At 46.9% G+C, this 26,235-nt stretch carries 21 protein-coding genes; 2 read left to right on the top strand and 19 right to left on the bottom strand.

Going from position 1 to position 26,235, the window contains the following annotated elements; all coding sequences use genetic code 11:
- Positions 1-16 precede the first annotated feature (16 nt).
- The 7 genes from GWG06_RS03645 to GWG06_RS03615 form a co-directional block, all read right to left on the bottom strand.
- Positions 17-3,229: an RHS repeat domain-containing protein gene (locus GWG06_RS03645; protein ID WP_160711435.1), complete on the bottom strand. Its 3,213-nt coding sequence runs from the start codon at positions 3,227-3,229 to the stop codon at positions 17-19.
- Positions 3,230-3,317: 88 nt separating this feature from the next.
- Positions 3,318-3,680 (bottom strand): hypothetical protein, encoded by a 363-nt coding sequence (locus tag GWG06_RS03640; protein ID WP_160711433.1) that lies wholly within the window; start codon positions 3,678-3,680, stop codon positions 3,318-3,320.
- 94 nt (positions 3,681-3,774) lie between these two features.
- Positions 3,775-5,805 (bottom strand): protein-disulfide reductase DsbD family protein, encoded by a 2,031-nt coding sequence (locus tag GWG06_RS03635; protein WP_160711431.1) that lies wholly within the window; start codon positions 5,803-5,805, stop codon positions 3,775-3,777.
- Positions 5,806-5,911: 106 nt separating this feature from the next.
- Positions 5,912-6,367, bottom strand: a complete 456-nt coding sequence (locus tag GWG06_RS03630) for a protein-disulfide reductase DsbD domain-containing protein (protein WP_127043231.1) — start codon at positions 6,365-6,367, stop codon at positions 5,912-5,914.
- 32 nt (positions 6,368-6,399) lie between these two features.
- The gene (gene purQ, locus GWG06_RS03625) at positions 6,400-7,092 is read right to left on the bottom strand and encodes a phosphoribosylformylglycinamidine synthase subunit PurQ (RefSeq protein ID WP_127043229.1); all 693 of its coding nucleotides are present in this window, start codon (positions 7,090-7,092) and stop codon (positions 6,400-6,402) included.
- Between the two features lie 189 nt (positions 7,093-7,281).
- Positions 7,282-8,259: a DUF6427 family protein gene (locus GWG06_RS03620; protein ID WP_127043227.1), complete on the bottom strand. Its 978-nt coding sequence runs from the start codon at positions 8,257-8,259 to the stop codon at positions 7,282-7,284.
- A 15-nt stretch (positions 8,260-8,274) separates the two neighbouring features.
- Entirely contained in the window at positions 8,275-9,795 is a 1,521-nt protein-coding gene (locus GWG06_RS03615) for a hypothetical protein (RefSeq protein ID WP_160711429.1), read from the bottom strand.
- Positions 9,796-9,985: 190 nt separating this feature from the next.
- On the opposite strand from GWG06_RS03615, the gene GWG06_RS03610 reads away from it, so the two are divergent.
- Positions 9,986-10,900, top strand: coding sequence for a TIGR01777 family oxidoreductase (locus GWG06_RS03610; RefSeq protein WP_160711427.1), 915 nt, complete (start codon positions 9,986-9,988; stop codon positions 10,898-10,900).
- 146 nt (positions 10,901-11,046) lie between these two features.
- Here the strand turns inward: GWG06_RS03610 and GWG06_RS03605 are convergent, their stop codons facing one another.
- The 7 genes from GWG06_RS03605 to GWG06_RS03575 all read right to left on the bottom strand — a co-directional run bounded on the left by GWG06_RS03605 (position 11,047) and on the right by GWG06_RS03575 (position 21,768).
- Positions 11,047-12,291, bottom strand: a complete 1,245-nt coding sequence (locus tag GWG06_RS03605; protein WP_160711425.1) for an anthranilate synthase component I family protein — start codon at positions 12,289-12,291, stop codon at positions 11,047-11,049.
- Between the two features lie 72 nt (positions 12,292-12,363).
- Positions 12,364-12,819 (bottom strand): hypothetical protein, encoded by a 456-nt coding sequence (locus GWG06_RS03600; protein WP_158631682.1) that lies wholly within the window; start codon positions 12,817-12,819, stop codon positions 12,364-12,366.
- 94 nt (positions 12,820-12,913) lie between these two features.
- On the bottom strand, positions 12,914-14,185 hold the full coding sequence (locus GWG06_RS03595; RefSeq protein WP_127044346.1) for an adenylosuccinate synthase: 1,272 nt from the start codon (positions 14,183-14,185) through the stop codon (positions 12,914-12,916).
- Positions 14,186-14,390: 205 nt separating this feature from the next.
- Complete coding sequence (locus tag GWG06_RS03590) at positions 14,391-16,634, bottom strand: RelA/SpoT family protein (RefSeq protein ID WP_127044345.1); 2,244 nt, start codon at positions 16,632-16,634, stop codon at positions 14,391-14,393.
- A gap of 266 nt (positions 16,635-16,900) precedes the next feature.
- Positions 16,901-17,680: a response regulator transcription factor gene (locus tag GWG06_RS03585; RefSeq protein WP_127042603.1), complete on the bottom strand. Its 780-nt coding sequence runs from the start codon at positions 17,678-17,680 to the stop codon at positions 16,901-16,903.
- A 150-nt stretch (positions 17,681-17,830) separates the two neighbouring features.
- Positions 17,831-19,267, bottom strand: coding sequence for an alpha-L-fucosidase (locus tag GWG06_RS03580; protein ID WP_160711423.1), 1,437 nt, complete (start codon positions 19,265-19,267; stop codon positions 17,831-17,833).
- A gap of 2 nt (positions 19,268-19,269) precedes the next feature.
- Entirely contained in the window at positions 19,270-21,768 is a 2,499-nt protein-coding gene (locus GWG06_RS03575) for a beta-mannosidase (RefSeq protein ID WP_160711422.1), read from the bottom strand.
- A gap of 134 nt (positions 21,769-21,902) precedes the next feature.
- Here GWG06_RS03575 and GWG06_RS30430 point away from each other — a divergent pair, with 134 nt between their 5' ends.
- Positions 21,903-22,076, top strand: a complete 174-nt coding sequence (locus GWG06_RS30430; RefSeq protein WP_173962817.1) for a DUF6728 family protein — start codon at positions 21,903-21,905, stop codon at positions 22,074-22,076.
- Between the two features lie 154 nt (positions 22,077-22,230).
- Here the strand turns inward: GWG06_RS30430 and lpxB are convergent, their stop codons facing one another.
- The 5 genes from lpxB to GWG06_RS03550 all read right to left on the bottom strand — a co-directional run bounded on the left by lpxB (position 22,231) and on the right by GWG06_RS03550 (position 26,232).
- Positions 22,231-23,337 carry a lipid-A-disaccharide synthase gene (gene lpxB, locus GWG06_RS03570; RefSeq protein WP_127042597.1) on the bottom strand — a complete coding sequence of 369 codons (1,107 nt, stop codon included), beginning with the start codon at positions 23,335-23,337 and terminating at the stop codon, positions 22,231-22,233.
- A gap of 18 nt (positions 23,338-23,355) precedes the next feature.
- Positions 23,356-23,658 carry a hypothetical protein gene (locus GWG06_RS03565; RefSeq protein ID WP_127042595.1) on the bottom strand — a complete coding sequence of 101 codons (303 nt, stop codon included), beginning with the start codon at positions 23,656-23,658 and terminating at the stop codon, positions 23,356-23,358.
- A 40-nt stretch (positions 23,659-23,698) separates the two neighbouring features.
- Positions 23,699-24,475: a 5'/3'-nucleotidase SurE gene (gene surE, locus GWG06_RS03560; protein WP_127042593.1), complete on the bottom strand. Its 777-nt coding sequence runs from the start codon at positions 24,473-24,475 to the stop codon at positions 23,699-23,701.
- 84 nt (positions 24,476-24,559) lie between these two features.
- Positions 24,560-25,339 (bottom strand): ABC transporter permease, encoded by a 780-nt coding sequence (locus GWG06_RS03555; RefSeq protein ID WP_160711420.1) that lies wholly within the window; start codon positions 25,337-25,339, stop codon positions 24,560-24,562.
- 2 nt (positions 25,340-25,341) lie between these two features.
- Positions 25,342-26,232 carry an ABC transporter ATP-binding protein gene (locus tag GWG06_RS03550; protein WP_160711418.1) on the bottom strand — a complete coding sequence of 297 codons (891 nt, stop codon included), beginning with the start codon at positions 26,230-26,232 and terminating at the stop codon, positions 25,342-25,344.
- Between the last annotated feature and the right edge of the window lie 3 nt (positions 26,233-26,235).

Here is a 26,235-nt window from a genome sequence, read left to right as displayed (position 1 = left end):
CAAAGGATCTTTTAATTTATTGTGCTGCCGGGGCCTGGTAATTATAGGAAATCATCTTCAATATCTTTCCTTTGGTATCACGGACTAATGACAACCTGCCAAAGCCGTCATACTCGTAATAGATAGTCTGACCGGAAGGATCAGTTGCACTTGTCATTCCCAGCAAAGGCCGGAAGGTATAGGTATTCACCAGTACACCAGCTGTATTCCTCAGCGCAGCTAACCGGTTCCTGATCTCGGTATCATCATAACTGGAACTGACGATACCTGCGTTCACTATACCATCCGCCACAGCATAGGTCATTCCTTTTACGGCGGCTACCGGATACCTGTTTCCATATGCCCAGATAAAAGACTCCGTCATATCATTGGCTTTATGTTGCTGCAATACATTTCCCAGGTTATCATACAAATCAAATACGATAACCGGTTCATACCTGCTATCTTTCGTCACAGCGCCTCCTGCAACGGCAGATGGAGTGAAATTATTCACTGGTGTATTGAGCATCAGTTTATACACCGTTTCGGGATAGGGCCGGTCTGTTTTAAATGATACAAACCTGCCGGCAGTAACTCCGGAATCAGCCCCGGTACTATAAGAAGTCCAGGATTCAATTACCGGCGCTAAAATATGCAGCTGCTGCAGGTTCCGGATTCCGGCAGATATATTATCAGTGGCGGTTGCCTTGTAATTAAGCGGATATCTGAAACGTTCTGTTATTGTTTTCTGACTGGATGTCCGGGTAACTACACCGGGGTTCAGGGAAGTAGTATCGTAGGTATAGGCAGTCACGGTCAGCAGTGAATCACGCATACCGCGGCTATAGGTAATAACAGAGTCACTTATCAATGGCATCCAGTCTGTTTTATGACTGAAATACTCTGTATTGTACTGGGTTTCCATATACTTACCATTCACTATGGCCGACCCGACGCAGAAAGAACGTTGCTGCACCTTGAAATTTTGTACGGAGTAAGAGAAGTCAGGCATAATCGCATACTTCTTTTTCTCCCATAGCAGCAGTTCATTACCGGCACCATAGGTTAATTTATGGGTGAGCAATCCTCTGCGCCAATCGAAGCTGATAGCGGGCGGAAAGGGAGGCGCCTGAATAGTCCAGTCCGGATAGTTATAGGCGGAAGTGAAATAGCTGACTGTTCTGATGGTAGAATCTTTGGTATTCAGCAACTCCGTTACTCTTCTGTAGCCTACCACTCCGCCTTGAGAAGATCCCGGAGCCATCTGGGAGAAAGAAGTATAACAGTTATAAGTGTATCTTTTGCCGCACATAGCAGAATGGCCATCATCTCCCAGTTGAGTATAGGAATAATGATACTGTGGCAGTCCCATTATTACACCGCTGCTGTAAGATTTATCTGCCATGGTGTATTCATATCGTTTGATGACATCATTGCTATGGCTGATACCATCGTAGCTGGTTATTTTAGCAACCCTGGCGCCTCCTGTCAGTCGCTTACGGGTGATAACGCTGTCAGTGAACAATTTATATCCAACCATTCCGCGGAGATAATCGTAAGGGTTGACAACATTTACATCAATTGAATAAGTACCTGGGTCCAGTGTTTTAAAAACCTGCCCTTCTGTGGACCGATCCAGTTCTGTGGCATAATAATGAAGAATAAGTATTTTCTGTGTGCCCTGAATCCTGTAAAGTGCTACTACCCCTTCTGATGGCAGATTATTATAGGAGGTACAGGGTACATTGTCATTACAATTAGTGATATAATAACTAATGCTTACTTCCTGCTTTTGCTGTATCTGAAAAGTGTCTGATTTTGCCCCGGGCACACCAAGGGTATTATACCTCAATCTTGCCCCTGCAGACATACTTTTTTCATAATATTCGGGCGCTGCTTCACCATTCTTTATCCAGCCATAATCATTTCCCTGATACTCAAAGGTGGAATAACCACCTGTCGGATAGTCTATCTTATTTAAAATACCATTTAAAAGATATGTAGTATCTGTTTCCCTGTCTGCCAGCTTTTCTTCCCGGCCGAGGCGGTTAACAATGTAAGGAATCAGTGTATTATTCTGCTTACCATTATAAAATCCCCAATGATCCTGAGAAAGAGAAGTTAAACGGGGTACACTGTTTGGATTCAGGTAACTGAATTTATAAGCAGGCAGGCTTTGCGTACCACTTCCATATTCTATAACCGAATCTAATCTTAACTTCTCTGCACCAGAGAAATAACTATAATTCAGCAAGAATTTCTTCATCCGGTTGCCTTTGCCATCCAGATAAACAATAGAATCTATCTTCTTATCAGTAGCATCTGTTCTGGCAGAATAATAAAATTTCACCTGAAAACCCGTACCTGTTACAGACTTCAGCAAACTGCCTGAAATCATCTGCGAGCTTTCAGTTTTTTCATCCACGGTTGCCGGATAATCTCCTGTTGTAAAATCATACAGGATTTTTTTTGTTTCCTGCTCCTGACGGGTAGACACCGAATAGGAAAAATCTTCATACGTCAGGATAATGGAATCCTTTTTATCAGGAGAAAATATCCTGCTCAGATACCAGGCCTGCGGCGCATTGATAAATGATTCAGATACATTTGAACTGGTAGATGAACTTTCTGCATCTCTAAACTCATACCTGAAACCATTCTCATCTACAATATACTTTTTGAAATTATCCAGATCACCAATATGTAACTTAGAATAAGGCAGGGTTCTGTAAGCAGAATCAAAGAACATGAATTTGCCTGAGCGCTGGTTGTAATTATAATAATACACATCAGATTCAGTATCCTCCAGACCGCTGCCTAAACGCATCAGATAGGAATCTGCATAATCCGTAACGCCATATCCCTGTTTCAGGCCGCCTCGGTCCTTGATGGAATTAAATCCATTCCCCTGCTCATCCGGAAGTCCCATAATAGTTCTGGTAATACAGCCACCCGCATTCAGCGACCAGCCAAGCCCTGCGCGGGATGCTACTTCACCAACCCTGATGCCGCCAGCATGATAAGTTAAAGAAACAGGAAACTGTAATTGTCCGCTCTGCGCAGTGAACATCGGAATTTCAATGGAGGGTATCCCGGAATACAGACTCACCGGAATTTCTCCGTAACGCGCCAGTGCAGCTGCATTCGGAGGGGGAGCAATAGAATAGGTATTGATCTGGGAAGTATTGATCTGGGCACTTACATGTACAAAGTCCAGACAGACAGCCAACAGCATTAACAAACGCTTCATAAGGTATAGTAGAAATTATCTTAAAAACTATGGTAAGATACAAACAAAAATCTGCATCAGTTTTTTATTCCGGGGCAACCCTGTATGCTCAATTCCCACTGCCTCCGCAACACACCTCATTCACCAGCTGAAATATTCTTTCACAAAATGCTGATGTCTCCCGTTGTGCAGGCAATACCAGCGTAATCTGTCTTTCCGTTTCTGCATACAATGCATCAAAAATGATATAGAAAGGCCCTTCGTGATGGCCATTCAGAAAGAAGCCCTGCTGTTCCATTTCTTCAAATGTAATCTTGTCTGCCGCGTAAAAAACGTTGTACACATCCTCTTCAAAATCTGATTCCTTGTAAAATTCCTTCCAGATATCTTTCAGCTTTAATTCAAACGCGTCAAAAAAATCCAGCAGATCTTTTTTTGTGTATAAGATATAGTCTACTCCCGATATTCTCATGGCTACTCCTTTTCTTAAATATACTGAAATATCGCTCCAATAAAAAAAGTCCGGTAATTGCTTACCGGACTTTTTAAGATGAATATGGTAGTGATTATTTTCCCTGGCGTTTTGCAAATTCTGCCTTGGCACTTTCCAGGTATTGAATAAATGCATCGGCATCTTCCTTAGGATCGTAGCCATAACCTTTATTCACGAGTGCTTTACCTTCCAGGTCAACCGGGATATAATAAGGCTGTGAATTACGTTTGAAGTGCGTAGCTTCCAGGTCCAGGTTTTTCTGGCCGATGTTGGTCACTTTGCTACCATCAAATTTGGAAGTATACTGCTCTGCGTCCGGTAAGGATGTTTTTTCGTCGGTGTAGAGAGATGCTACCACGAAATCGTTGCGCATAATTTTCATTACACGCGGATCGGACAATACCGATTTTTCAAACTTACGGCAGTTCACGCAGGTATGACCGGTGAAGTCGAGCATCAGCGGCTTGTTGGCTGCTTTGGCTGCTGCCAGCGCTTCTTCATAATCAAAGAAGAGGTTGTCCACACCGGGAATTTCAGAATGCAGGATATCCACCAGTTTCTTCGGTTTAACAACGGCTGTAGTACCGGAAGAAGTATTTCCGCCGCCGCCGCCACTTTCAAGCGATACCCTGATATCTGTCAGGGATTTATTCAGGTTGAAATCCTGTGATCCTTCATGTGGTAAAAATCCGCTGATACCTTTCAGCGGCGCTCCCCACATACCCGGAATCATATATATCACAAAGGAGAAAGTCACCAGTGCGAAACTCAGACGGGTAACAGAAAGGAACGGAACATCGCTGTCATGGCTGAATTTCAGCTTACCGATCAGGTAAAGTGTTAACAGTCCGAAGATAGCGATCCACAGCGCCAGGAATATTTCCCTGTCCAGCAGGTTCCAGTGGTACGCCATATCTACGTTGGAGAAGAATTTCAGCGCGAGGGCCAGTTCCACAAAACCCAGCGTTACTTTCACCGCGTTCAGCCAGCCACCGGATTTACCGATTTTATTCAGCAGGCTGGGGAACAATGCAAACAGTGAGAAGGGAATAGCCAATGCCAGCGAGAAACCAAACATACCTACCAGCGGGCCCGTATTCCCCCCCTTGGCAGCCAGTACCAGCAGGTTACCCAGAATAGGACCGGTGCAGGAGAAGGAAACGATGGCCAGTGTAAGCGCCATGAAGAATATCCCCAGCATACTGCCCATACCTGCTTTGGAATCTGATACGTTTGCCCATGAGCTGGGCAGCGATATTTCAAAGGCCCCCAGGAAAGAGAAGGCAAACAGCAGGAAGATCACAAAAAAGATCATGTTGGCAATACCGTTGCTGGCCAGTGAGTTCAGCGCGCTGGCGCCGAATATCTTCGTTATCAGGAAGCCCAGGAAGGTATAGATGATGATGATAGACAAGGAGTAGGTAAATGCATTTTTAATACCTTCTGCTCTCGTTTTACTGCGTTTGGTAAAGAAGCTCACGGTAATCGGGATCATGGAGAATACGCACGGCGTAATCAGCGCAATGAAGCCACCGCCGAAGCTGGCGATAAATATCCACCACAGGGATTTGTTGGAGGCATCATCTTCTGCCACATCACCGGAAGCCGTTTCTGTTGCGGCTGGTTCTGCGGTAGCAGTAGCCTGGCCATTGCCCACTGCGATATCGAATTTCTCTTCTTCCGGCAGCACTTCCTCTCCTTTCAGCACCATGTAGCTAACGGTACCTTTCAGTTTGGTTAAAGGCGCATCTGCATTAACGGCCACGTCGAAGGTGGCTTCCTGCTCAAAGTATTTAATATCGATATTGTCAAACAGCGGCTCTTTACGGTTTTCCAGTTTACCCTGTTCTGTTATACCGCCAACTGTTCCTTTGATGGAACTGTCCAGCGCTATCCTGGTATTGGGATCATCATTGCCCATGGTGGTGGAAAACAGCAGCCAGCCTTTGTCTATGCTGCTTTTCGCGTGAAGTATGTATTCCTTGTCGCTTTTCTTCTCGACAGAGAACTGCCATTTCACAGGCTTCGGGCTTTGTTCCTGCGCGCTGGCCTGCAGGCCGAACATCGCAAAAAGAGGTATCAGAAATGAAAGCAATTGCTTCATATAATCAATAGGCTTTAAATACTATAAAGTGGATTAAACAACAACGAGTTCCTTTTTTGGAGGAACTCGTTTGTCTTTATAACGTATAGCGGTTATAGTGCGCAAGTTATTTTCCTCCTACACTAACAGAGAATTCAATTTCTTTAGGCGGCAGACACTGATGATCGTCGCATACCATGAATTCCACAGAACCTTTCACCTTGGTGGCAGCTTTACCTTTTACGGTAACTTTCTGTACAAAGTCAACGGTGTTTTCGTAGTATTTCAGCTCGGAGTTGAAGTTTTTGTCGAAAGATTTATGCAGCTTGCCTGCTTCTGTTACTTTACCCGTAGCTACTGCCAGCGGATTTTTGGCAAACTTGAAAGTGGTAGGAACAGGGCCCTCGCCGGCTTCCTGTGCATAAAGGTGCCAGCCAGACTCGATGGTAGCGGTAGCATGCACTTCATACGTGGTAGCATTTACTTTCTTGGCAGAAAAATTCCATTTAACCGGATTCTCGATCTGAGCGCTTGCCAGAATAGGCAAGGCAAACAAAGCCAGTGCTGTTAATAATTTTTTCATGCTTTTCTTTTTAAGTGGTTGGTGGTGATTGATTAGTTATTATTGATCAGACTCTGGAGAATCAGCTGTCCGTCAGTGTTACCCAGTGCAAGACTGGTAGCTCTTTCCGGATGTGGCATCATCCCAAAAACGTTTCTTTCTTTATTGCAGATACCTGCGATATTACGGATAGCGCCGTTGTGGTTGGCAGATTCAAGAATATTGCCAAACTCATCGCAATAGCGGAACAGGATCTGGTTATTTTTCTCCAGCTCGTCCAGCGTAGCGTCGTCAGCATAGTAGCGGCCTTCTCCGTGGGCAATAGGAATCATCAGCGGTCTGCCGGTTACATCTTTGGTGATGGAGGCTACCGTGTTCTCACTTTTCAGGAAAATATTCTTGCAGATGAACTGCTGGGATTGGTTACGCAGCAGCGCTCCCGGTAACAGGCCGGCTTCACACAGTACCTGGAACCCGTTACAAACGCCGATTACACGACCACCCTTGTTGGCAAACTCAATCACACTCTGCATCATAGGACTGAACCTGGCGATGGCACCGCAACGCAGGTAATCTCCGTAGGAAAATCCGCCCGGCAGTACGATACAATCTTCTGTGCTAAATGCGCTCAGGTCTTTATCCTTATGCCACAATTCTATTACTTCCTGCCCCAGATCATTGCGCAGGGAATCAATCATGTCATGATCACAGTTAGAACCCGGAAAGGTGACAACACCAAATTTCATCTGAAAATGTTTTGTGTTTTATATATAAATAATGCTTTAAAAACTGATTTCCCCTCCCTCCATATTGAATTTATTATTCATACTATGGCTTCCGGGAAAGAACAAAATTACTTCTCCTGCGGCAATTTTCCATTGCCGCTTATCCCGATTTAACAAAATACTGGTAATCAGCTGCTTAAAATTGGCTTTCTAGCTGAAATACTGCATGACAATGACGTAAGCCAGCGTAATGAAGTGGATAATGTTGGCAAATGTTTCATTGGTCACCGACCAGTAAACATTGGCGGCAAAGATGGAAACCGGCAATACCGCCAGCACCCAGTAAGCAGGAGAAAAATGAACATTGAAGAACGGTACCAGCATGGCTACGAGTACATATATTATCAGCGCGGCCCATATCTTCCGGCCCTGTATCAGCATTTTCTTTAACGGACGCTGCAATAACAGCCAGCCCAGTATAAAAAACAACGTACAGGCCACCATGGCGCCCCATACCTTATAATCACTGATCATCGGCAACGACAACCCTATATTCGGAATCTTCCGCAGCAGGGCCATCTGCCCGGTCAGGAACAGGTAGGTGCCCATCAGGTATAACGGACAAATCAGCCCCAGAATGGCAATTATCCACTCTGCCAGCCGGAAGGCACGCATAATCAGCATACTCACCAGCAGCAGCAGACAGAATATAATGGCCGGGAAATAGAACAAACCCGCTATCCCCAGGGCAAAACCAATGTTAAATACCACATCGCGGGCCGAAGTACGTGTATACAGCTCCGTTATGCTGGAAAATACCCACAGCATAATCAGGTTCACCAGCAATGCCGGAGAAAAAGTGTTCCAGCTCTGCAACATGGAAGTAAACAGCAGGAAACACATGGCCGGCAGATAGGTGGCCTTCGGAAATAAACGGTGATGATTGATGATCTTGGTAAATAACAGCGACTGCAGCAGTAACAGCAGAATAGCCAGTCCTGTATACAGGAAAGGACTATCGCCCGTCAGCCGGTGCATCCATTGCACCAGCAACTGGTACAACAGGCCCTCCGACCCGTCGGCCACATATGCGACCGGGTGCAGCAGATAGTAAAACTTAACCAGCAAGGTGTATATCAGCAACAGCAATACCGTAAGCGGATTGCCTGAACGGAAAAATCTTATCACAGTACAAAGGTGTGATTAAAAGTCAATTTTAGCAAAGCAAATATAATTCCTGTAAATACATGGTACCAATACCGTACGGCCACTGATCTGCTTTCCGTAACGCGGCATCCAGGTGAAACCCTTGTCCAGGTTACGTAAGGTAGGCATGCGGTTCAATTTCCCGCCGGGAGCCAGACTCACGTCTGTCAGCATATAACTGCGCCGGTCCAGCTCATTGTACAGAAAACGCAGCTCGCTGCCGATATTCACCATCAGGTAAGATAAATACAGATCGGCATTATCATCAAACTGGCTCTTACGCACAAAGTTGTTCCATTGCATATTGCCTTCTTCATCAAAAGATAATACCGCAATGTTATCATAATGATACCTCACTCCCTGGGAATTATTCCAGTACCACGGGTTGTAATATAAAGGAGAATAAGGAGAGTAATAATAGGGAGAATACATGCCATACGGACTGCCATACATATAGTTCCAGCGGTTCCAGGGCTGGTAGCGGGAAGAAGTATAGAAGGATTCTGCCGTCAGCAGAAATCCACCGTTGGAAGTATTAATGATCTTACGGATGAAGTAATCGTTGAAAGCACTGCTGGTATTGGATTCGCCCCGCGCATTCATTTTCAGTTCATTGGAAAACACCGTTGTTTTCTCATAAACCGGCTTATTACCGGCATAATCAAATTTATACAGGTACATCCCTTCTACATTCCCTCTTTTCTGTTTATAATAGAAGGCGGTTACCAGCGCGGTATGACGGCTGTTATCCAGCTTCATCTTCACTTCATCCAGCAACATGGTTTTGAAACCCATAGGATTCACCTCAAAACTGTCGACCAGGGAACGCTTCATCACCATGCTGCCGCTTATCACATAATCGCGGTTGGACGTGCGTTCCAGCTTATTGAAAATAAAATCCCCTTCGTTGGTGAGATTGAAATTACTGAGGAACTGCTTCTTTCCTTCCATGGGAAGGGACAGCCGGCTGTTGTTCACCAGGCTCATAGTGCTGTCATACAGGAAAGTATAGAACACATTGTTATCTTCCTTATCCTGGTTGATCTTATACACCATGATACGGTTCTTATCTTCCGAAATCTCCACAGAATATACCTTGTTCTCTTTGGAATACATGCCTATCCGGGTAGAGTCAATCAGTATCGGAGCGTCATTGAATTTCGCATCCGGCGTCATCGCAGCACAGAAACTGTATACAGCGTCCTTACGTTGAAACTGGTAAATCATCAGCACTTTATCGGGATAGGCCACGAAATCCATGCTGATAACTTTCCTGGGCAGAAAATCCAGCTTCACGCGGTCTTTCAGCTGCATGTCCGCATCGTATACAGAAACCGCATAGTCGCCCCGGTCTGTTTTATAGACGAGAATATTCCCGGACACCTTTCCAATGATTTCAAACTCAGTACTTTTGTAATCATCCTTTTCCGGTTCGGAATAGGAAATTTTCTGGGCCATTGCTGCATTGCCGGCAAAAAACAGCAACAGGAACAGTTGAATGCGGTATAGCGTGTGCATGCTGTAGATATGTTTCAGATACTGTGTGATAAGTCAGAGATGTGCTAGTGCGCATCCTGTTCAAACTTACATCAAAAATCAGAAATTAATGCGCCTATTTCACAGAAGCGATCGTCGCCTTTACTTTAATACCAAAAGGCCCGATTTATTGTGTATTTTTAATAAATTTTTTTAAAAGCAGATAAACTTAATGGAGACCGTTATTATAACCGGTGGAACAGGATTGATAGGTACGGCGTTAACCCGCCTGCTGCTGGAGCGTGGATACAAGGTGATTATTTATACCAGGGATCCCGCCAAAGGCACAAACAAATCTGTTACCTATGCAGCATGGGATATAAATAACCAGACACTGGACGTTACTGCCCTGCAGGCAGCTGATTATGTTGTTCACCTCGCAGGCGCCAACGTAGGCGAAAAACGCTGGACGGCCGCCCGCAAACAGGAAATCATCGACAGCCGCACCAAAAGCAGCGACCTGCTTTTTAAAATGATGCGCAGTCATCCCAATAAAATCAAAAAGGTTATCAGCGCATCCGCAACCGGCTTCTATGGAGAATACACCGATCATATTTTCAGGGAAACAGATCCGCCGGCTACCGACTACCTCGGCAGCACCACCCTGGCCTGGGAGAAAAGTATTTTACCCGTTACCACCCTCAATAAAAAACTCGTCATCTTCCGCACCGGCATCTGTCTCAGTAAAGATGGCGGTGCCCTGAAAGAATTCTATAAACCACTGAAATTCGGCTTTGCCACCGTACTCGGCTCCGGTGATCAGTTCATCAGCTGGATACACCTGCAGGACCTCGTACGCCTTTATTTCAACGCTATCGTCAACGACCGGCTGGAAGGTATCTACAATGCCGTAGCGCCCAACCCTGTCACCCATAAGGAACTGGTACTCGCCATGGCCCACGCTGCCAAAGGCAACAGCTTCATCACCAGCTATGTTCCCGCTTTCGCCCTCAAGCTCGCCCTCGGCGAAATGAGCGTAGAAGTACTCAAAAGTGTGAAAGCATCTTCCCAGAAAATCCAGGATACCGGGTTTCAGTTCTCCTATCCGACGGTGAAGGAGGCGATGGAACAAATATTTAAGGCTTGAATTACGAATTACGAATTGCGAATTACGAATGTAGAAGCGAATTTTAAAACGAAGATTAAAGAGGATATTTAATACTTATCACCTTTAATCTTCGTTTTAAAATTCGCTTCTACATTCGTAATTCGCAATTCGTAATTCGTAATTAATTATCTGTTCAGTACTTTCTTCATCGCGTCTGCCTTCAGCAAACACTCTTCCCATTCTTTTACCGGGTCACTGTAGAAGGTAACAGCGGAGCCGGTCTGGAAGGAAAGGTATTTATTGGCTGCATTGTACAGCATGCTGCGGATGACAACGTTGAAATCGAAGTTCCCTTCGGGAGTGAAGTAGCCTACGGCGCCGGAGTAAAGGCCGCGGCGGGTTTGTTCATATTGCTCTATCAGCTGCATGACGCGTATTTTGGGTGCGCCGGTCATGGAACCCATTGGGAAGGCGTGCCGGATAACGGCTGTAAGCGGCAGTTCCGGCGGCAGTTCCGCGGAAATGGTTGAAATCATCTGATGCACCTGTGCGAAGGTGTAGATACCGCAAAGTTCCGTCACCTGCACACTCCCGCGCACGGCAGTATGTGAAAGATCATTTCTTACCAGGTCTACCACCATAATGTTTTCAGCGCGCTCCTTCGGATTACGCTGCAGTTCCTGCCGCAGACGCTGATCCGTAGCCGGATCGGCATCCTTTCTGCTGGTACCTTTGATAGGCTGGGAGATAACCGTGTTGCCTGTCTTCTGCATGAAGCGTTCCGGGCTGGAGCTGATCAGGTAACGGTGCCTCCATTTGTAGAAAGCGGCAAAAGGTGCGGGCGACAACGCATTCAGCTGTGCAAATAACGCCGGCGGATACACGCTGGCATCTTCCATATAATTTTCCCGGCAGAAATTCACTTCATAGCAATCACCGCGCAGGATATGCGCCTGCAGGGCTTTTACTGCACTGATGTAGCGGTCATGGTCAAGCCGTGCCTGAAGCGGCCCTTTTATAAGCGCTGCGGGCGGAGTAACGTTGACGGGCATACGCTGCACATCCCGTAAAACTGCCAGCGCATCTTCTTCAGAAAAGCTGATGCCGCCGATATGCACTTTTCCCCGCTGCAACTGTATTACTACACGTGGCCGGAAAAAACACAGGTCATCCAGCCCGATACCGTCGTAGTTGTCCGACTGCAGACCGGGTACAGTTTCATTCTTCAGGTCGTAAGCAAGGTGTCCGAAAAGCCAGTCCCGGTGAGTGGAATGGAACTGGTCCAGGGATTCAAAAGCGTTGCCGGCATTGAGTTCCAGCGTTTGCAGCGCATCAGCGCCTAGTAAGACTTCGAAATGATGATAGCCGGAGGCATAGTTGTTATTGTCCAATAAACAACAAATGTTGAACTGGTTGCCCCAATTCAACATTTGTTGTTTAAATATTTTGTGATCATCAATCGGAAAAGTGTGGAATATCCTGATAACAATCGCTTTTAGTGCTTAAAAATCGTCGTCGTCGTCATCGAAGCGGTCGTTGAACAGATCCATGTCCTTGAAATCGTCATCGAGGCCCAGATCGTCATCATCGTCAGCGCCTTTTTTAGTGGTGCCACCAGGGCGGCCGCGCTTACCTTTAGACTTAGGCATATCGAATTCTTCGAAGTCAGGATCATAGTCATCATCTTCTCCCTTCTCCCATGCGTCATCCATATCATCATCGCTATCGTCATCTCCGTCTTCATCATCCTCGTCGTCATCGCTTTTACGTTTGGATTTAGAAGCTGGCTTATCTGATTTCTTTGAGGTCTTTTTTGAAGCTGTTTCTTCTTCATCTTCGTCCTCATCATCATCATCCTCCACCTCTTTCTTAGGCTTAGCAGCTTTAGGAGCGTCTTTGGCAGTCTTAGGAGAAGTAGTTTTCTTCGTCTCTTTCTCTTTATCAGATTTTGATTTCATAATAGGTTTACTTATTTCTTTGCCGTAAAGTTTTAATAGTTTTTTTTATTAGCCAAATTTTTTTTGCCGTTTTTTTTCCTTAATTTTTTGTCATTTATCTCTCCAGGATCTGATCGCGTCCGGGCCCGTTGGAAACGTATTTCACGGGAACGCCCAGATACTTATCTACTGATGAAACAAATGCTTTCATTTCAGCCGGTAACTCGTTGAATTGCTTACAAGTAGCAGTTTTTTCTGTCCAGCCACCGAAGGTTTCATACACTGGTTTTATTTCCAGTCCGTTCAGCTGGAAAGGCAGTTGTTTGGTTTGACGGCCGTCGATTTCATAGGCGGTGCAGGCCAGTACTTCATCAAATTCATCCAATACATCACTTTTGGTCATCACCAGTTGGGTAACGCCGCTCAGCATGCAGGTATAGTTCAGTGCAACCAGGTCAATCCAGCCACAGCGGCGGGGGCGACCAGTAACAGCGCCGAACTCATGACCGGCAGCACGCAGCTTTTCGCCAGTAGCATCGTGCAGTTCAGTAGGGAAAGGTCCGCTACCCACACGGGTGCAGTACGCTTTGGTCACACCAATCACTTCTTTAATCCACTGCGGTGCAATACCCAGTCCGGTACAAACGCCCGCAGAAATAGTATTGGAAGAAGTCACGAACGGATAAGTACCGAAGTCCACATCCAGCATGCTTCCCTGAGCGCCTTCCGCCAGTACTTTCTGACCGGCTTTCAGTTTTTCATTCAGGAAATATTCACCGCTCACGATATTCATTTTTTTCAGGAAAGGAATAGCTTCGAAGAATTCAGCTTCCCATGCGGCAATATCTGCATCCAGGCCTTCTACCTGGTATTGTGACAGCATCTGCAGATGCTTCTGCTTCAGCTTTTCATACAGCTCTTTAAAATCAGGAGAAACAACATCTCCTACCCTTAAACCGTTACGGCCGGTTTTATCCATATACGCAGGTCCGATCCCTTTCAGGGTAGAACCGATTTTTTCGTGTCCTTTGGATAATTCAGAAGCCTTGTCCAGCGCACGGTGCGTAGGAACAATGATATGCGTTTTTTCTGCAATAAACAGATTTTTTGTCAGGTCAATGCCCAGGGCAGCAATATCTTCGCTCTCTTTCTTGAAAGCTACCGGGTCCAGCACCACGCCGTTTCCGATAAGGTTAATGGTTTTTTCGTGGAATACTCCGGAAGGAATAGTGCGTAACACCACTTTTTGTCCGTTTACATACAGCGTATGTCCGGCATTCGGACCACCCTGAAAACGGGCAATCACGTCGTACTTGCCGGCAAAATAGTCCACAATTTTACCTTTGCCTTCGTCGCCCCATTGCAGGCCTAACAAAACGTCTACCATAATGATTTAATTAATTATCGGAGGTTGTTGCTTTTAAAAGAAGACGCAAAATTAAGCTGAATTACAACAAAATCAAATTATTTGAGATTTGGTTATTTAAGATTTGGTTATTTAAAATGCAGCGGGGATATAAGCGAATACAATCAGCTATGATCTTCGCTGCATTTTAAATAACCAAATCTCAAATAACCAAATTTCAAATGAATCAGGATTCTTCCAGGCGCTGTACAGATTGAATGCCATCCAGCCTTTTGAGCCTGTCTACCAGTTCGTCCAGCTCTTCTTTATCGTGCACGTAGACTTTGATAAGGCCCTCGAACAGGCCTTCCTTGGACTCAATACTGAGGGCGGAGATATTCACTTTCAGTTCGCCGGAGATGATATTGGTGATTTTGTGAATGACGCCTACATCGTCCATACCAATGATCCGTAATCCCGTGAGGAAGGAGATTTCACGGTTTTTCACCCATTTCGTTTTCACTACGCGGTGGCCATAGTTAGCCAGCAGCTGTGCGGCATTCGGACAGTTGGTACGGTGAATTTTAAGGCCTTCGCTGGCAGTAATGAACCCGAAAACGTCGTCGCCGGGGATGGGGCGGCAGCAGTTAGCCAGCTTATAGGCAATCTTGTCGGAGCTTTCGCCGAAGATAATCAGTTCCGCATCCTTTTTGGAAGGCAGCTGATGTTTGACATGCTCTTCAGGCACGTGTTCCGGTATTTTCACCGGTTTGGGCGGCTCCAGTTTGTCGCCCAGCACCGAGAACTGTTTCAGTTCCTTGAGGTCAATATTTTTCACCGCAATCTGATAGTACAGATCCAGCGGGGAAGGTTGTTTATAGAATTGCACCAGCTCATTGATGTTATGCTGGCTGGCGGCGATCTTCATATGGTCCAGCTTGCGTTCCAGCGCAGCTTTCCCGTCCATGGCCACTTTACGTTTTTCTTCCTTCAGCGCATCCTTGATTTTGGATTTTGCCTTGGCTGTCAGCACAAAGTTAAGCCAGTCTTCCGACGGTTTCTGTTTATTGGAGGTGATGATCTCCACCTGATCTCCGCTGCGCAGCTTATGGCTGAGCGGCACCAGTTTATAGTTCACTTTGGCCCCGATACACTTGTTACCGACGGCACTGTGAATAGAATAGGCGAAATCCAGTGCGGTAGAGTTTACCGGCAGTATTTTCAGGTCGCCTTTAGGGGTATACACGTAAATTTCTTCGGTGAAGAGGTTGCTCTTGAAATCGGCCAGGAAGTCCAGGGTATTGGAATCCGGGTTACTCAGGATTTCGCGGATCTGGGTAAACCACTGATCGAATTTGGATTCCTGCTGCGGGTTCTGTGCGCCTTCCTTATAGCGCCAGTGCGCCGCCACGCCTTTTTCCGCGTAGTCATTCATACGCTTGGAGCGGATCTGTACTTCCACCCATTTACCCTGCGGCCCCATTACAGTTACATGCAAGGCCTCGTAGCCGTTGGATTTGGGATTACTGAGCCAGTCGCGGGTACGTTCCGGGCTGGGATGGTAAAAGTCGGTAATAATGGAATATACCTTCCAGCAATCAGCCTTTTCCTTGTCCAGTGCGGAATCCAGGATGATACGGATAGCGAAGAGGTCGTATACTTCTTCAAAGGCGACGCCTTTGGTTTTGATTTTGTTGTGAATAGAATGGATAGACTTCGGGCGCCCGTAAATCTCGAAGTTAAAGCCTTCTTCCTGGAGTACTTCCTTGATAGGCTTGATAAATTCATTGATATAGCGGGTACGTTCACGTTTCGTTTCCTTGAGTCTTTTAGCGATTTCACGGTAGGTCTGCTGTTCCGTGTATTTCATCGCCAGGTCTTCCATCTCCGATTTGATGTTATACAGCCCCAGGCGATGCGCCAGCGGTGCATATATAAATACGGTTTCGGAAGCTATTTTCAGCTGTTTCTCCCGGCTCATGCTATCCAGGGTGCGCATGTTATGCAACCTGTCTGCCAGCTTGATAAGTATTACCCTGGGATCGTCTGCCAGCGTCAGCAGTATTTTTTTGAAGTTCTCTGCCTGTGCGGTGCTGGTGCTGGAATCTATTACGGTGGATATTTTAGTCAGCCCGTCAACGATATGCGCGATTTCAATTCCGAATTCCCGGGATACGTCTTCCAGCGTCACTTCCGTATCTTCCACGGTATCGTGCAGCAATGCACAGATGGCGGAGCGTACGCCCAGCCCGATTTCTTCCACGCATATCTGCGCCACTGCCAGCGGATGCAGGATATAAGGCTCACCGGATTTCCGGCGCATTTCCTTATGCGCATCTGCCGCCATTTCAAAAGCAGTACGTACCAGCTCCCTGTCGCCTTTTTTCAGACGGGGTTTCAGCGCTCTCAGCAGGGCGCGGTAATGCCGGACGATTTCTTTCTTCTCCTGCTCTTCGTCTAAGTTGTATTTTTGAACTGCCACTGTTTCCATTGGCCTTAAAGTTACGATTTAATATAATCTTTGAGATGTGGTTATTTAGTTATTTGATTATTTGAGATTTTGAATAAATCAGGGAGCCCCGTTGAGTATTTACGGATTTTGGAATTTTGGAATGTTGAGATTTTATAATGCAGCGAAGACATTCACTGTGTTTCTGCCATTTATAAAATCTCAACATTCCAAAATTCCAAAATCCGTAAATACTCAACGGGGCTCCCCGATTTATTCAAAATCTCAAATAATCAAATAATAAAATATTATTGAAGTTTATTCTGCAAGGGGATAGTGATCTTTTCCGGCAGGAGGTCTTCCGGGACGTTCAGGCGCAGGCCTACATTGAAAATGGTTTCCAGGGTTACCCGCGGCTCAATCCTCAGCTGCTTGCGGATTTTCCCTACAAACACATCCATACTGCGGCTGGCGTGGAAATCGTCCTTACCCCAGATTTTCATCAGCAGTTCATCCTTCTTGATGATGATATTGGGACGGCTGAAGAAGTACCTGATAATTTTGGCTTCTGTGGGAGAAAAAGTAGCGATGGCCTCTCCCATATTATTATTCTTATAGACTTTGAGTTTGCGGTAGTTGTAGGTATAATCCCCGAATACATGCCCTACGAGCAGTTCGGATTTTACGGGGCGGGTCCATTTCAGGAAGGCTTTGATACGGCGCTGCAGCTCCAGCAGGCTGAAAGGCTTAACGATGTAGCCGTCTGCCCCCAGTTCAAAGCCACGGAGCCGATCGGCATCCATTGTTTTTTCTGCAGAAAGAAAGAAAATAGGGATGAGAGAATTACGTACCCGTACGGCCTGTGCCAGTTCAAAACCGTTTTTCTTCGGCATCATAATGTCCACCAGCAGCAGATCATAACGTTTTCGCTGAAATTCTTCCCATGCCTCATGTCCGTTACAGCAATGCTCCACCTGATACCCTACACTCTCGAGGTTACGTTTAACTATATCACCCCAGGCCTTATCATCTTCTGCCAGCAGTATTCTATGGGGCTTGGTCACGGCAGTGTTCATAGTAAGTTCCATATCAGTTCCTCCGGATTATGGTTAAAAGAGATATTTTTTACTAACGCTCGTGTTCATACTATCGTTAATAATTCCACTATATAACAAAAAAGAGGAGCCGGCGGGTTATCCGGTTCCTCTTTTTTATTTCACGTTCTTCTAACAGGAAACTCACATCTTTTCCACACTACCCAAACGAATAGCAACAGCATGCTTAAACCCTTTACTACGTAATACCTCAGGCAACTTCACCTCTACTCCGTTTCCGGTAGTTTTCCACACTAATTTTCCGGACACCCCTAACATATTCACACTTCCTCCCTTTTTGGGACGGATACCTTTAAAGGAAATAACAGCCGGCAGGGACTCATTTTCATCCAGCAGGCAGATGGCGTACACTGTGCCGTCTTTTTTCTGCGTAAAACATACCTTGCCATCCTTGTAAGGCGCTATGGCACGCGTACCATAAATAGCCTCTCCGTTGACATGCATCCAGTCGCCGATACCTTTCATAGTTGTATAGGCGGCATCATGCAGCTCCCCGTCAGGGCCCGGGCCTACATTCAACAGGTAGTTACCGCCCTTCGCTACTATATCCACCAGGTTATGTACCAGGGTATTGACGGATTTGTACTTGTCATTGGGTGCATAAGACCAGGAACCGCCCATCGTCATACAGGTCTCCCATGGGTAGCTCAGCGGCTTGTCAGGGATCTGCTGCTCCGGTGTACGGTAGTTCTCATAAGGCCCGTGCACGCTGCGGTCTACCACTATCAGTCCGGGCTGATGGCTCCGGGCCATGGCAGTGATCTTTCCCATATCAATGTCCTGATCCTGCGGCGGCGTCTTGCTCCAGGAGAGCGATTCCTGCGTCTGCTGCTTCAGCGGCCTTACCCAGCCGCCGTCCAGCCACAGTATCTCCAGCTTGCCGTAACCGGTCATCAGTTCTTCTATCTGATTATAGGTATACTGTTTAAACTGATTCCATCTTTCAGGATACTTCTTCAGGTCATAATTCACATTCCGGTCGTGCGGCGGGAAATAATTCCACCAATAGGAATCCACATGCCAGTCGGGCTTGGAGAAATAGGCGCCGGCATGCACACCTTCCTGGCGGAATGCCTCAAATACCTCTTTGGCGATATTTGCGCGCGGGTTCTTGCTGAAAGCCACGTCTGGCGCAGTTACGCGGTAATCGCTCTGTTTTGTATCAAACATGGCATAGCCATCGTGATGCTTGGTTGTAAACACCACATACTTCATCCCTGCGTTGGCAGCGGCTTTAGCCCATTTCTCCGGCGCAAAGCGGGTAGGATTAAACGATTTACCCAACGCTTCATATCTTTTCACATATTCGAAGTAGGAATATTTCGGATCATGCTGTGTCCATCCTTCATCTTCCGGGCAGATACTCCAGGACTCCACCACTCCCCACTGGGAGTACGGTCCCCAGTGAATAATCATTCCAAATTTCCAGTCCTGCCACTCTTCCAGCTTCTGCAGCACCGCTTTGTCTGTTTCAGGCACATAAGGCGGTTCTCCGCTCTGTGCATTGGCTGCGTGCAGGCTTAACCATACACAACCTAATGCCATCCATAATTTTCGCATAGTCAACGTTTATAAGAATCTACCAAAGATGTTACTTTCAGCGCGGCTTTGACTGCTACCGGATTACGGGTGGTAAACACCCTGATAGTGCGGGTTTCACCCGGCAGCAGGTCGAAATAATTCTCCTCGAATCTTTCTTCCGGAGATGATCCTTCCAGCTCCAGCGATACATTTCTGGCCAGTTTATCAGCGTGCACAGTCATATACAGATAGTCACCACCAGACTGCTGCTTACCGAAAGTCACTGATATTTCCGGCTGCGGCAGCTGCATATCCTTCGCAGGTACAAAATAAAAGATATTACGCTTTACGGGCTTATTGTCTATTCGCAGTTGTGCATACCATATTACCATGGCAGGGTTCTTTCCTTTCAATATTTCGGCTGTATCTACTGCAAATACCTTACGACTGGCATTGGCAGCGATGTTGATCTGCTTCAGGGTCTGCTGCCAGAGTACCTTTCCATCCAGGTCTGTAGCCGTCAGTTCCAGGTCTGCCCGGCGGTCCTTCAGCTCATCGGATACAACATATGTCGCCAGCTGCCTGCCTTCGATCACATTGGACACCAGCAGCGGGGTAAAGGCATCTTTCACATAGTACTGCAGGGCTTTCCAGCGGCCATAGTAATCACGTCCCGACCAGGAAGGACCCGGCCAGCAGTCATTCAGCTGCCAGTAAAGTGTGCCCATGCAATACGGCATCGCCCGGCGATGCGCTTCTATAGCCATTTTCATACCTTCTGCCTGCACTACCTGACTTAAATAAACAAAGGATGGAAAATCTTTCGGCGCCTGATAGTAATGGAGCATATAGGTTTTAATAGCGGTATTGCCTTTAGCCGGACTTTTCTGATGTGACTGCATCACATTGGAGAAAATATCGTAATCCTGCGGAGCGGCAAATGTGCGGATGGTTTCCATGCCGGGGAACGACTGAAAACCATATTCACTCATAAACCTTGGGATATGCGTATTGAAGGCTTCAAACCATTCCATACCGTGCCATACGCCCCAGTAATGATTATCGCCTTTAGTAAAGTCTTCCTTAGTGCCCCAGTTACTGATCGGGGAAGAGTGGAAGTAAAACCGGCCCGGATCATGTTCCTGCACCAGCTGCGGCAGCAGGGATTTAAACAGTTTGTCGTAGCCCGTCTGCAGCTCCTTCCACTGCTGATCCGTATAGGCGTAACCGTTCTGCCAGCCCCAGTTTTTAATAGCTACCGCCACTTCATTATTGCCGCACCACAGGGCCATAGACGGGTGGTTGCGCAACCTTTTCACATTATAAATCACTTCCTGTTTTACATTCTCCAGGAAAGCATCATCAGACGGATACAGCGTACAGGCAAACATAAAATCCTGCCATACCAGTATTCCTTTTTCATCTGCCAGGTTATAGAAATGGTCGTTTTCATAAATGCCGCCGCCCCAGATACGCACCATATTAAAGCCGGAGGTCTGCATATCTTCAAAGAGTCGGTTGTATTGCTGCGTGGTAACGCGGGGCAGGAAATTATCCTGCGGTATGTAGTTGGCGCCTTTCATGAACACTGGTATGCCATTCACTTTCACATAAAAGCTCTCTCCCAGGCTGTCCGGTTTATTCACCACCTCTACGGTCCGCAGCCCTATCTGCCGGGTATCTGCAGACAATACCTCTTTTTCCTGCAGCAGCCTGGCCTCGAAGGTATAACGCGTCTGCGCACCAAGGCCGGCAGGCCACCAGCGCTGCGGACGGGAGATGATTACAGGTATGTTGATGGTGTTTTCACCTTTCTTTAAGGTCACCTTTTTTACGGCAGACCACTGCTTTTTTCCATCCAGGACCGCCTGCAACTGCAGGCTGTAATCTCCTTCCGTCACTGCTTCTACTGCAACCGCAGCGTTTATTTCCGCTCCTTTTGCCTGCAGTGATTGCTGCTGATACCATACTTCACGGATCGCAGCCCTGTTCCACATCTTCACCGTCACCGGGCGCCAGATACCGGATGTAACCAGCCGCGGGCCCCAATCCCAGCCATAATGATAAGGCGCCTTACGGGCATAGATGCTTAGCGGAATATCGCTCGCATCATTACCCGCCGGATAGATAATATTATCCCGCAGAAACTGCGGCATATCTGTTTTAACGGGACTTTTAAACAGGATACGCAACTCGTTGTCTCCCGCCTGCAGCCAGGGTTTTGCATTCACCCGCTGTGCTACAAACATATTACGGGAGGTCAGTACCCGCTGGTTATTGATAAATACTTCCGCATAAGTATCGAGCCCTTCGAATTCCAGTTCTATCACATCATGCAGGAGGTCCGCCGCTGTTATCATCCAGGTTCTGCGATATTGCCAGTCCTTTTTATCCACCCACTGCACCGCTTTTTCGTTGGTGCCTGCAAACGGATCCGGAATGAGGTGCTGCGCCATCAGATCGGTATGTACGGTACCAGGCACCGTTGCCGGCCGCCATATACCTTCATCCGTCCGGGAAAACTCCCATCCTGACGACATTTCCTGCGCATAAATCGTTTTAGTAAAACTGGCTAAAAAAAAGATCGTGACCAACAGCCGACCCCATGCTATCATTTTCATATCCGTAAATTTCAGGTGCTTCAAAAATAGCATTGATTTACGATCTTTGGAACATGAAAAGCATCTGGCAGCAAATATTACGATACTTCTATATAGGAAAAAAAGACCCCAATGCACCTAAAACCCGCTATGTGGCAATGATGCATGGCATGAACAGAATATCGATACTGTTGTTTCTGATAGCACTGGTAGTGCTGGTGGTAAGGCTTTTGCGAAAACAGAACTAATTATAAATAATTGCGAATTACGAATTGCGAATTACGAATGTAGAAGCGAAGATTAAAACGTAGACCAAGGGAGTGTTTAATTGTTATCTCCTTTAATCTACGTTTTAATCTTCGCTTCTACATTCGTAATTCGCAATTCGTAATTCGCAATTGTTTACACCTTCTTCCCGTAATCATATATTACTTCCGCCGCTCTCTTACTCGCGTCCTTTTCGCCCAGTTTATGCCACAGGGCGGCATAGTCTTCACTCAGGCGGCGACGGGAGTCCTGATCTTTCAGCAGGATGGTGAGGTCTTTCAGCAGATTTTCTTCGGTGAGGTCGTGCTGAATAAGTTCTTTTACCACCAATTTATCCATTACGAGGTTAACGAGGGAGATGTATTTTACTTTTATGAGTCTTTTCGCGAAGAAGTAGGAAATGGGGTTGCCTTTATAGCAGACAACCTCCGGAACGCCGAACAGGGCGGTTTCCAGGGTGGCGGTACCGGAAGTTACCAGCGCGGCTTTGGCCTGGCGCAGGAGCTTGTAGGTTTGCCCTTTCACCATGGATACGTTGGGATGCTGGCCGGTAAGTGATTGCAGGAATTCGTCATCCAGGCTGGGGGCCTGTGCTACGATGAACTGGTATTCCGGAAAATGCCGGGCCATTGTGAGCATGATGGGCAGCTTTACGCTTACTTCCTGTTTACGGCTGCCGGGTAGTATGGCGATAATGGGTTTATCGGCCAGCGGCGGATCAGCGGGCTGATCTTTGGCCGCCTTAATTACTTCTACCAGCGGATGACCTACATATTCCACTTCATAATTCCATTTGTGATAGAATTCCTTTTCGAAGGGAAGTATGCACAGCATTTTATCTACACTGGCTTTGAGTTTCTTTACACGGTTTTCCTTCCAGGCCCATACCTGCGGGGAAATATAGTATACTGTTTTAAATCCCTGCTGTCTGGCCCATTCAGCGATGCGCATGTTGAAGCCGGGATAATCTACCAGCACCAGTACATCGGGCTGAAAGGCGGCTATATCCTTCTTACATAAATCCAGATTACGGAAAATAGTGCGGAGATTCATCACCACTTCCACAAATCCCATGAATGCCAGTTCCCGGTAATGCTTTACCACTTTGGCTCCGGCTTCTTCCATCAGGTCGCCGCCCCAGCTGCGTATATCCGCGGCCGTATCCAGCTTCCTCAGCTGTTTGATGAGGTTGCTGCCGTGCAGATCACCTGATGCTTCTCCCGCAATAATGTAATATTTCAATATGTTGTTTATTAGAAATTATCTGATCAGTTTGAGCAGCAATATGCCGATGGCATAGAGCATGGTCACCAGGAATATGCCTTTCGCGGTTACATCTTTCCGGGTTCTTGTATACAGAAAAAAGACCAATCCGTTTACCAGGAGACAGATACTCACAATTTTAGGAATCATCTGCCGGTTACCTTTCAGGATAGCAAAAAACTGTCCCAGGCCAATATTATTATGTGGCCTGATAACAAAAAAATAGTACAGGAAAAAGGCCAGCAGGGGAGTTAAAAGCCCCAGCACAATGCCTAAAGGAAGATTGTCTTTTTTCAACATACGGTTATAATATAGGCGATATGACGATTGCAGCTGCTTCTCACAAATCCGTCCATTCTTCTTCCAACTTCTTTTTCAGCTTATAGTTGGTAAGGTCAAACTGTACCGGCACCAGCGAAGCGTAATTGTTTTCGAGGGCCCATACATCTGTATCTGTTCCGGTATCCCGGTTTTTGAATTCTCCGGTCAGCCAGTAATATTTTTTCCCATGCGGGTCGCGGCGTTCATCAAATTCTTCTACCCATTTGGCATCTGCCTGCCGGCAGATACGCAGTCCTTTAAAGTCCTTTTCTTCCGCGATGGGAATATTCACATTAAACAGGGTGCCTGCGGGCAGATCTGCCTCCAGCATACGCTGTGTTACTTCCCGCGCTACCTTTGCCGGCAGGGAGAAGTCCGCATCATAGCTATACTCCAGAAAAGAGAAACCTACGGAAGGAATACCTTCGATAGCGGCTTCCATGGCGGCAGACATCGTTCCGGAATAGATAACATTGATGGAATGATTGGCTCCGTGATTGATACCGCTTACACAGATGTCTGGTTTGCGGTGCAATATCTTGTCCCTGGCCAGTTTCACGCAATCAACCGGGGTGCCGGAACATTGCCATGCTTCTATATCGCCGAAAATATCCACCTGATTCAGACGCAACGGCACGCCGATGGTGATGGCGTGTCCCTTGCCAGACTGCGGGCTGTCCGGCGCTACCACCACTACTTTTCCCAGCGGCTTTACCGCTTCAATCAATGCGCGTATACCCGGCGCCGTTATACCATCGTCATTCGTTACCAAAATGATCCGCTCCTGTTTATCCATAATACACATTTTAACTTTGCACAACAAATTTAAGCTCTATTGGAAACATTTCGCTTTAAAAGAATGTGAAATATATAGATATTTTTAAAGATCCGACCGCAATATTTTCCTGAAAACCAGGTAGATGACAACAGCGATATATAACAGCAGGCCAAACAGGTAAATGCTGTCGTCGTATCTGTCTGCGCTGCTGATCATTTTGCCTACCACCGGAAACGGCAGCAGCTCGTCAGCTGTCTGCAAAGGGAGCAGTCCGCCGATACGGCCAACAGAACGTTTCAGCATAAATACCAGGGTTTGTTCCAGCATCATGGTGTATCCCAGGAACAATACGATGGCGAAGCCCGCCCGTTTCACCCAGACGCTGAGCAGCAGGGCGATGCATAACGTCAGCACCACCTGCAGCCAGTAATAGATCAGGTAAATGAAATTCTCTGTGCTGAAAGGCTTGTCACCGTACACGAATCCATAGGTGCAGGCGGTGAGCGCTGACAGCAAAAAGGCCATCAGCGATAATGCCACCACCCAGAACAGCTTCGCATATACGAACTCTTTCCGGTCCCAGCCATCAATAATATTTTGCCGGTTAGTACGGAAGGTATATTCATTGGTTACCAGGATGACCATCAGTAAACCAAAGAGGGTAGTCACATAGCTGCTGATATTGGCGACGGTCTGCCATACTACCGGAAAGCTGAAAGGGGCTTGTCCCAGCATTTTGGCGGCATCCTTCAGTTGCCGTGTGTATATTTCCGCAGGCACATAGCTTCCTGCCGGAATCATAATGGCAGCGATGACTAGTATCACCCAGAAAACGCGGTAATTTTTAACTTTAAGCCATTCGGTATAGATGATCCGTTTCATAATTACAGGACGTTGGTGATTTCCAGGAATGTTTTTTCAAGACTCTTTTTGCGCAACAGCAGCTGCTGCAGCCAGATACCTTTTTCTGCCAGGTAAGCGTTTACGGCGGCCGCATCGGGGGTGGCGCTGAATATGGCGATGACGGTGGCGCCGTTGATTTCAGCGCTGGTGCAGCCAGGATATTGCAGCATGGCGGCTTTTAGCGCACCGTTGTCGGCGGCGGACAATTCCAGGTAATCATTACGGCTGATTACTTCGTTTACAGCGCCGGATAACAGCAGCTGTCCTGTTTTCAGAATGGCTACATGCGTACATACTTTTTCCACTTCATCCAGCAGGTGGCTGGCGAGGATAATGGTTTTGCCGGTATCTGCGAGGCGGCGGATAAGGTCGCGTACCTCTGCGATGCCGGCGGGGTCCAGCCCATTGGTAGGCTCGTCGAGAATCAGTACTTCAGGATCTCCCAGCAGTACTGCTGCCAGCGCCAGCCGCTGCTTCATTCCCAGGGAATAGGTTTTAAAGGCAGAATGCTGCCGTGCGGTAAGTCCGCAGATCTCCAGCACCCGCGCAATGTCTGCTTCGCTGCGTTGTTTGACAGCAGCAGATATGCGTAGATTTTTATACCCGCTCAGGTAATGATAGAAATTGGGCGTTTCCAGCAAGGTGCCTATCTGTCTGCGTTCCGCCGCGGTGGCGGTACGGTCAAATAAAGTATAGGTACCGCTGTCTGCTTTCAGCACATCGGTAACAATACCCAGCAACGTCGTTTTGCCGCTGCCGTTAGGGCCCAGCACCCCGAAGATGGCGCCGCGGGGTACGTCGAAGGTCACGCCGGACAAGGCCTGCAAGGCGCCGTAACGTTTTGAAACATTCTGTAAGGATAATACAGGCACAGG

It is taken from the genome of Chitinophaga solisilvae (genome assembly GCF_009928525.1).
Taxonomy (GTDB): domain Bacteria; phylum Bacteroidota; class Bacteroidia; order Chitinophagales; family Chitinophagaceae; genus Chitinophaga; species Chitinophaga solisilvae.
Note: the sequence above shows the minus strand (reverse complement) of the source record. Positions and strands in the feature narration are given on the sequence as shown.

What these genes read in the sequence shown, in the direction of transcription:
- GWG06_RS03640 (WP_160711433.1), bottom strand. Translation starts at nt 3,680, where the DNA reads ATGAGAATATCGGGAGTAGACTATATCTTATACACAAAAAAAGATCTG.
- GWG06_RS30430 (WP_173962817.1), top strand. Translation starts at nt 21,903, where the DNA reads ATGAAAAGCATCTGGCAGCAAATATTACGATACTTCTATATAGGAAAA.
- GWG06_RS03605 (WP_160711425.1), bottom strand. Translation starts at nt 12,291, where the DNA reads ATGTTGAATTGGGGCAACCAGTTCAACATTTGTTGTTTATTGGACAAT.
- GWG06_RS03615 (WP_160711429.1), bottom strand. Translation starts at nt 9,795, where the DNA reads ATGCACACGCTATACCGCATTCAACTGTTCCTGTTGCTGTTTTTTGCC.
- GWG06_RS03585 (WP_127042603.1), bottom strand. Translation starts at nt 17,680, where the DNA reads ATGGAACTTACTATGAACACTGCCGTGACCAAGCCCCATAGAATACTG.
- GWG06_RS03645 (WP_160711435.1), bottom strand. Translation starts at nt 3,229, where the DNA reads ATGAAGCGTTTGTTAATGCTGTTGGCTGTCTGTCTGGACTTTGTACAT.
- GWG06_RS03630 (WP_127043231.1), bottom strand. Translation starts at nt 6,367, where the DNA reads ATGAAAAAATTATTAACAGCACTGGCTTTGTTTGCCTTGCCTATTCTG.
- GWG06_RS03600 (WP_158631682.1), bottom strand. Translation starts at nt 12,819, where the DNA reads ATGAAATCAAAATCTGATAAAGAGAAAGAGACGAAGAAAACTACTTCT.
- GWG06_RS03580 (WP_160711423.1), bottom strand. Translation starts at nt 19,267, where the DNA reads ATGCGAAAATTATGGATGGCATTAGGTTGTGTATGGTTAAGCCTGCAC.
- GWG06_RS03575 (WP_160711422.1), bottom strand. Translation starts at nt 21,768, where the DNA reads ATGTCGTCAGGATGGGAGTTTTCCCGGACGGATGAAGGTATATGGCGG.
- GWG06_RS03555 (WP_160711420.1), bottom strand. Translation starts at nt 25,339, where the DNA reads ATGAAACGGATCATCTATACCGAATGGCTTAAAGTTAAAAATTACCGC.
- GWG06_RS03610 (WP_160711427.1), top strand. Translation starts at nt 9,986, where the DNA reads ATGGAGACCGTTATTATAACCGGTGGAACAGGATTGATAGGTACGGCG.
- purQ (WP_127043229.1), bottom strand. Translation starts at nt 7,092, where the DNA reads ATGAAATTTGGTGTTGTCACCTTTCCGGGTTCTAACTGTGATCATGAC.
- surE (WP_127042593.1), bottom strand. Translation starts at nt 24,475, where the DNA reads ATGGATAAACAGGAGCGGATCATTTTGGTAACGAATGACGATGGTATA.
- GWG06_RS03590 (WP_127044345.1), bottom strand. Translation starts at nt 16,634, where the DNA reads ATGGAAACAGTGGCAGTTCAAAAATACAACTTAGACGAAGAGCAGGAG.
- GWG06_RS03565 (WP_127042595.1), bottom strand. Translation starts at nt 23,658, where the DNA reads ATGTTGAAAAAAGACAATCTTCCTTTAGGCATTGTGCTGGGGCTTTTA.
- GWG06_RS03635 (WP_160711431.1), bottom strand. Translation starts at nt 5,805, where the DNA reads ATGAAGCAATTGCTTTCATTTCTGATACCTCTTTTTGCGATGTTCGGC.
- GWG06_RS03595 (WP_127044346.1), bottom strand. Translation starts at nt 14,185, where the DNA reads ATGGTAGACGTTTTGTTAGGCCTGCAATGGGGCGACGAAGGCAAAGGT.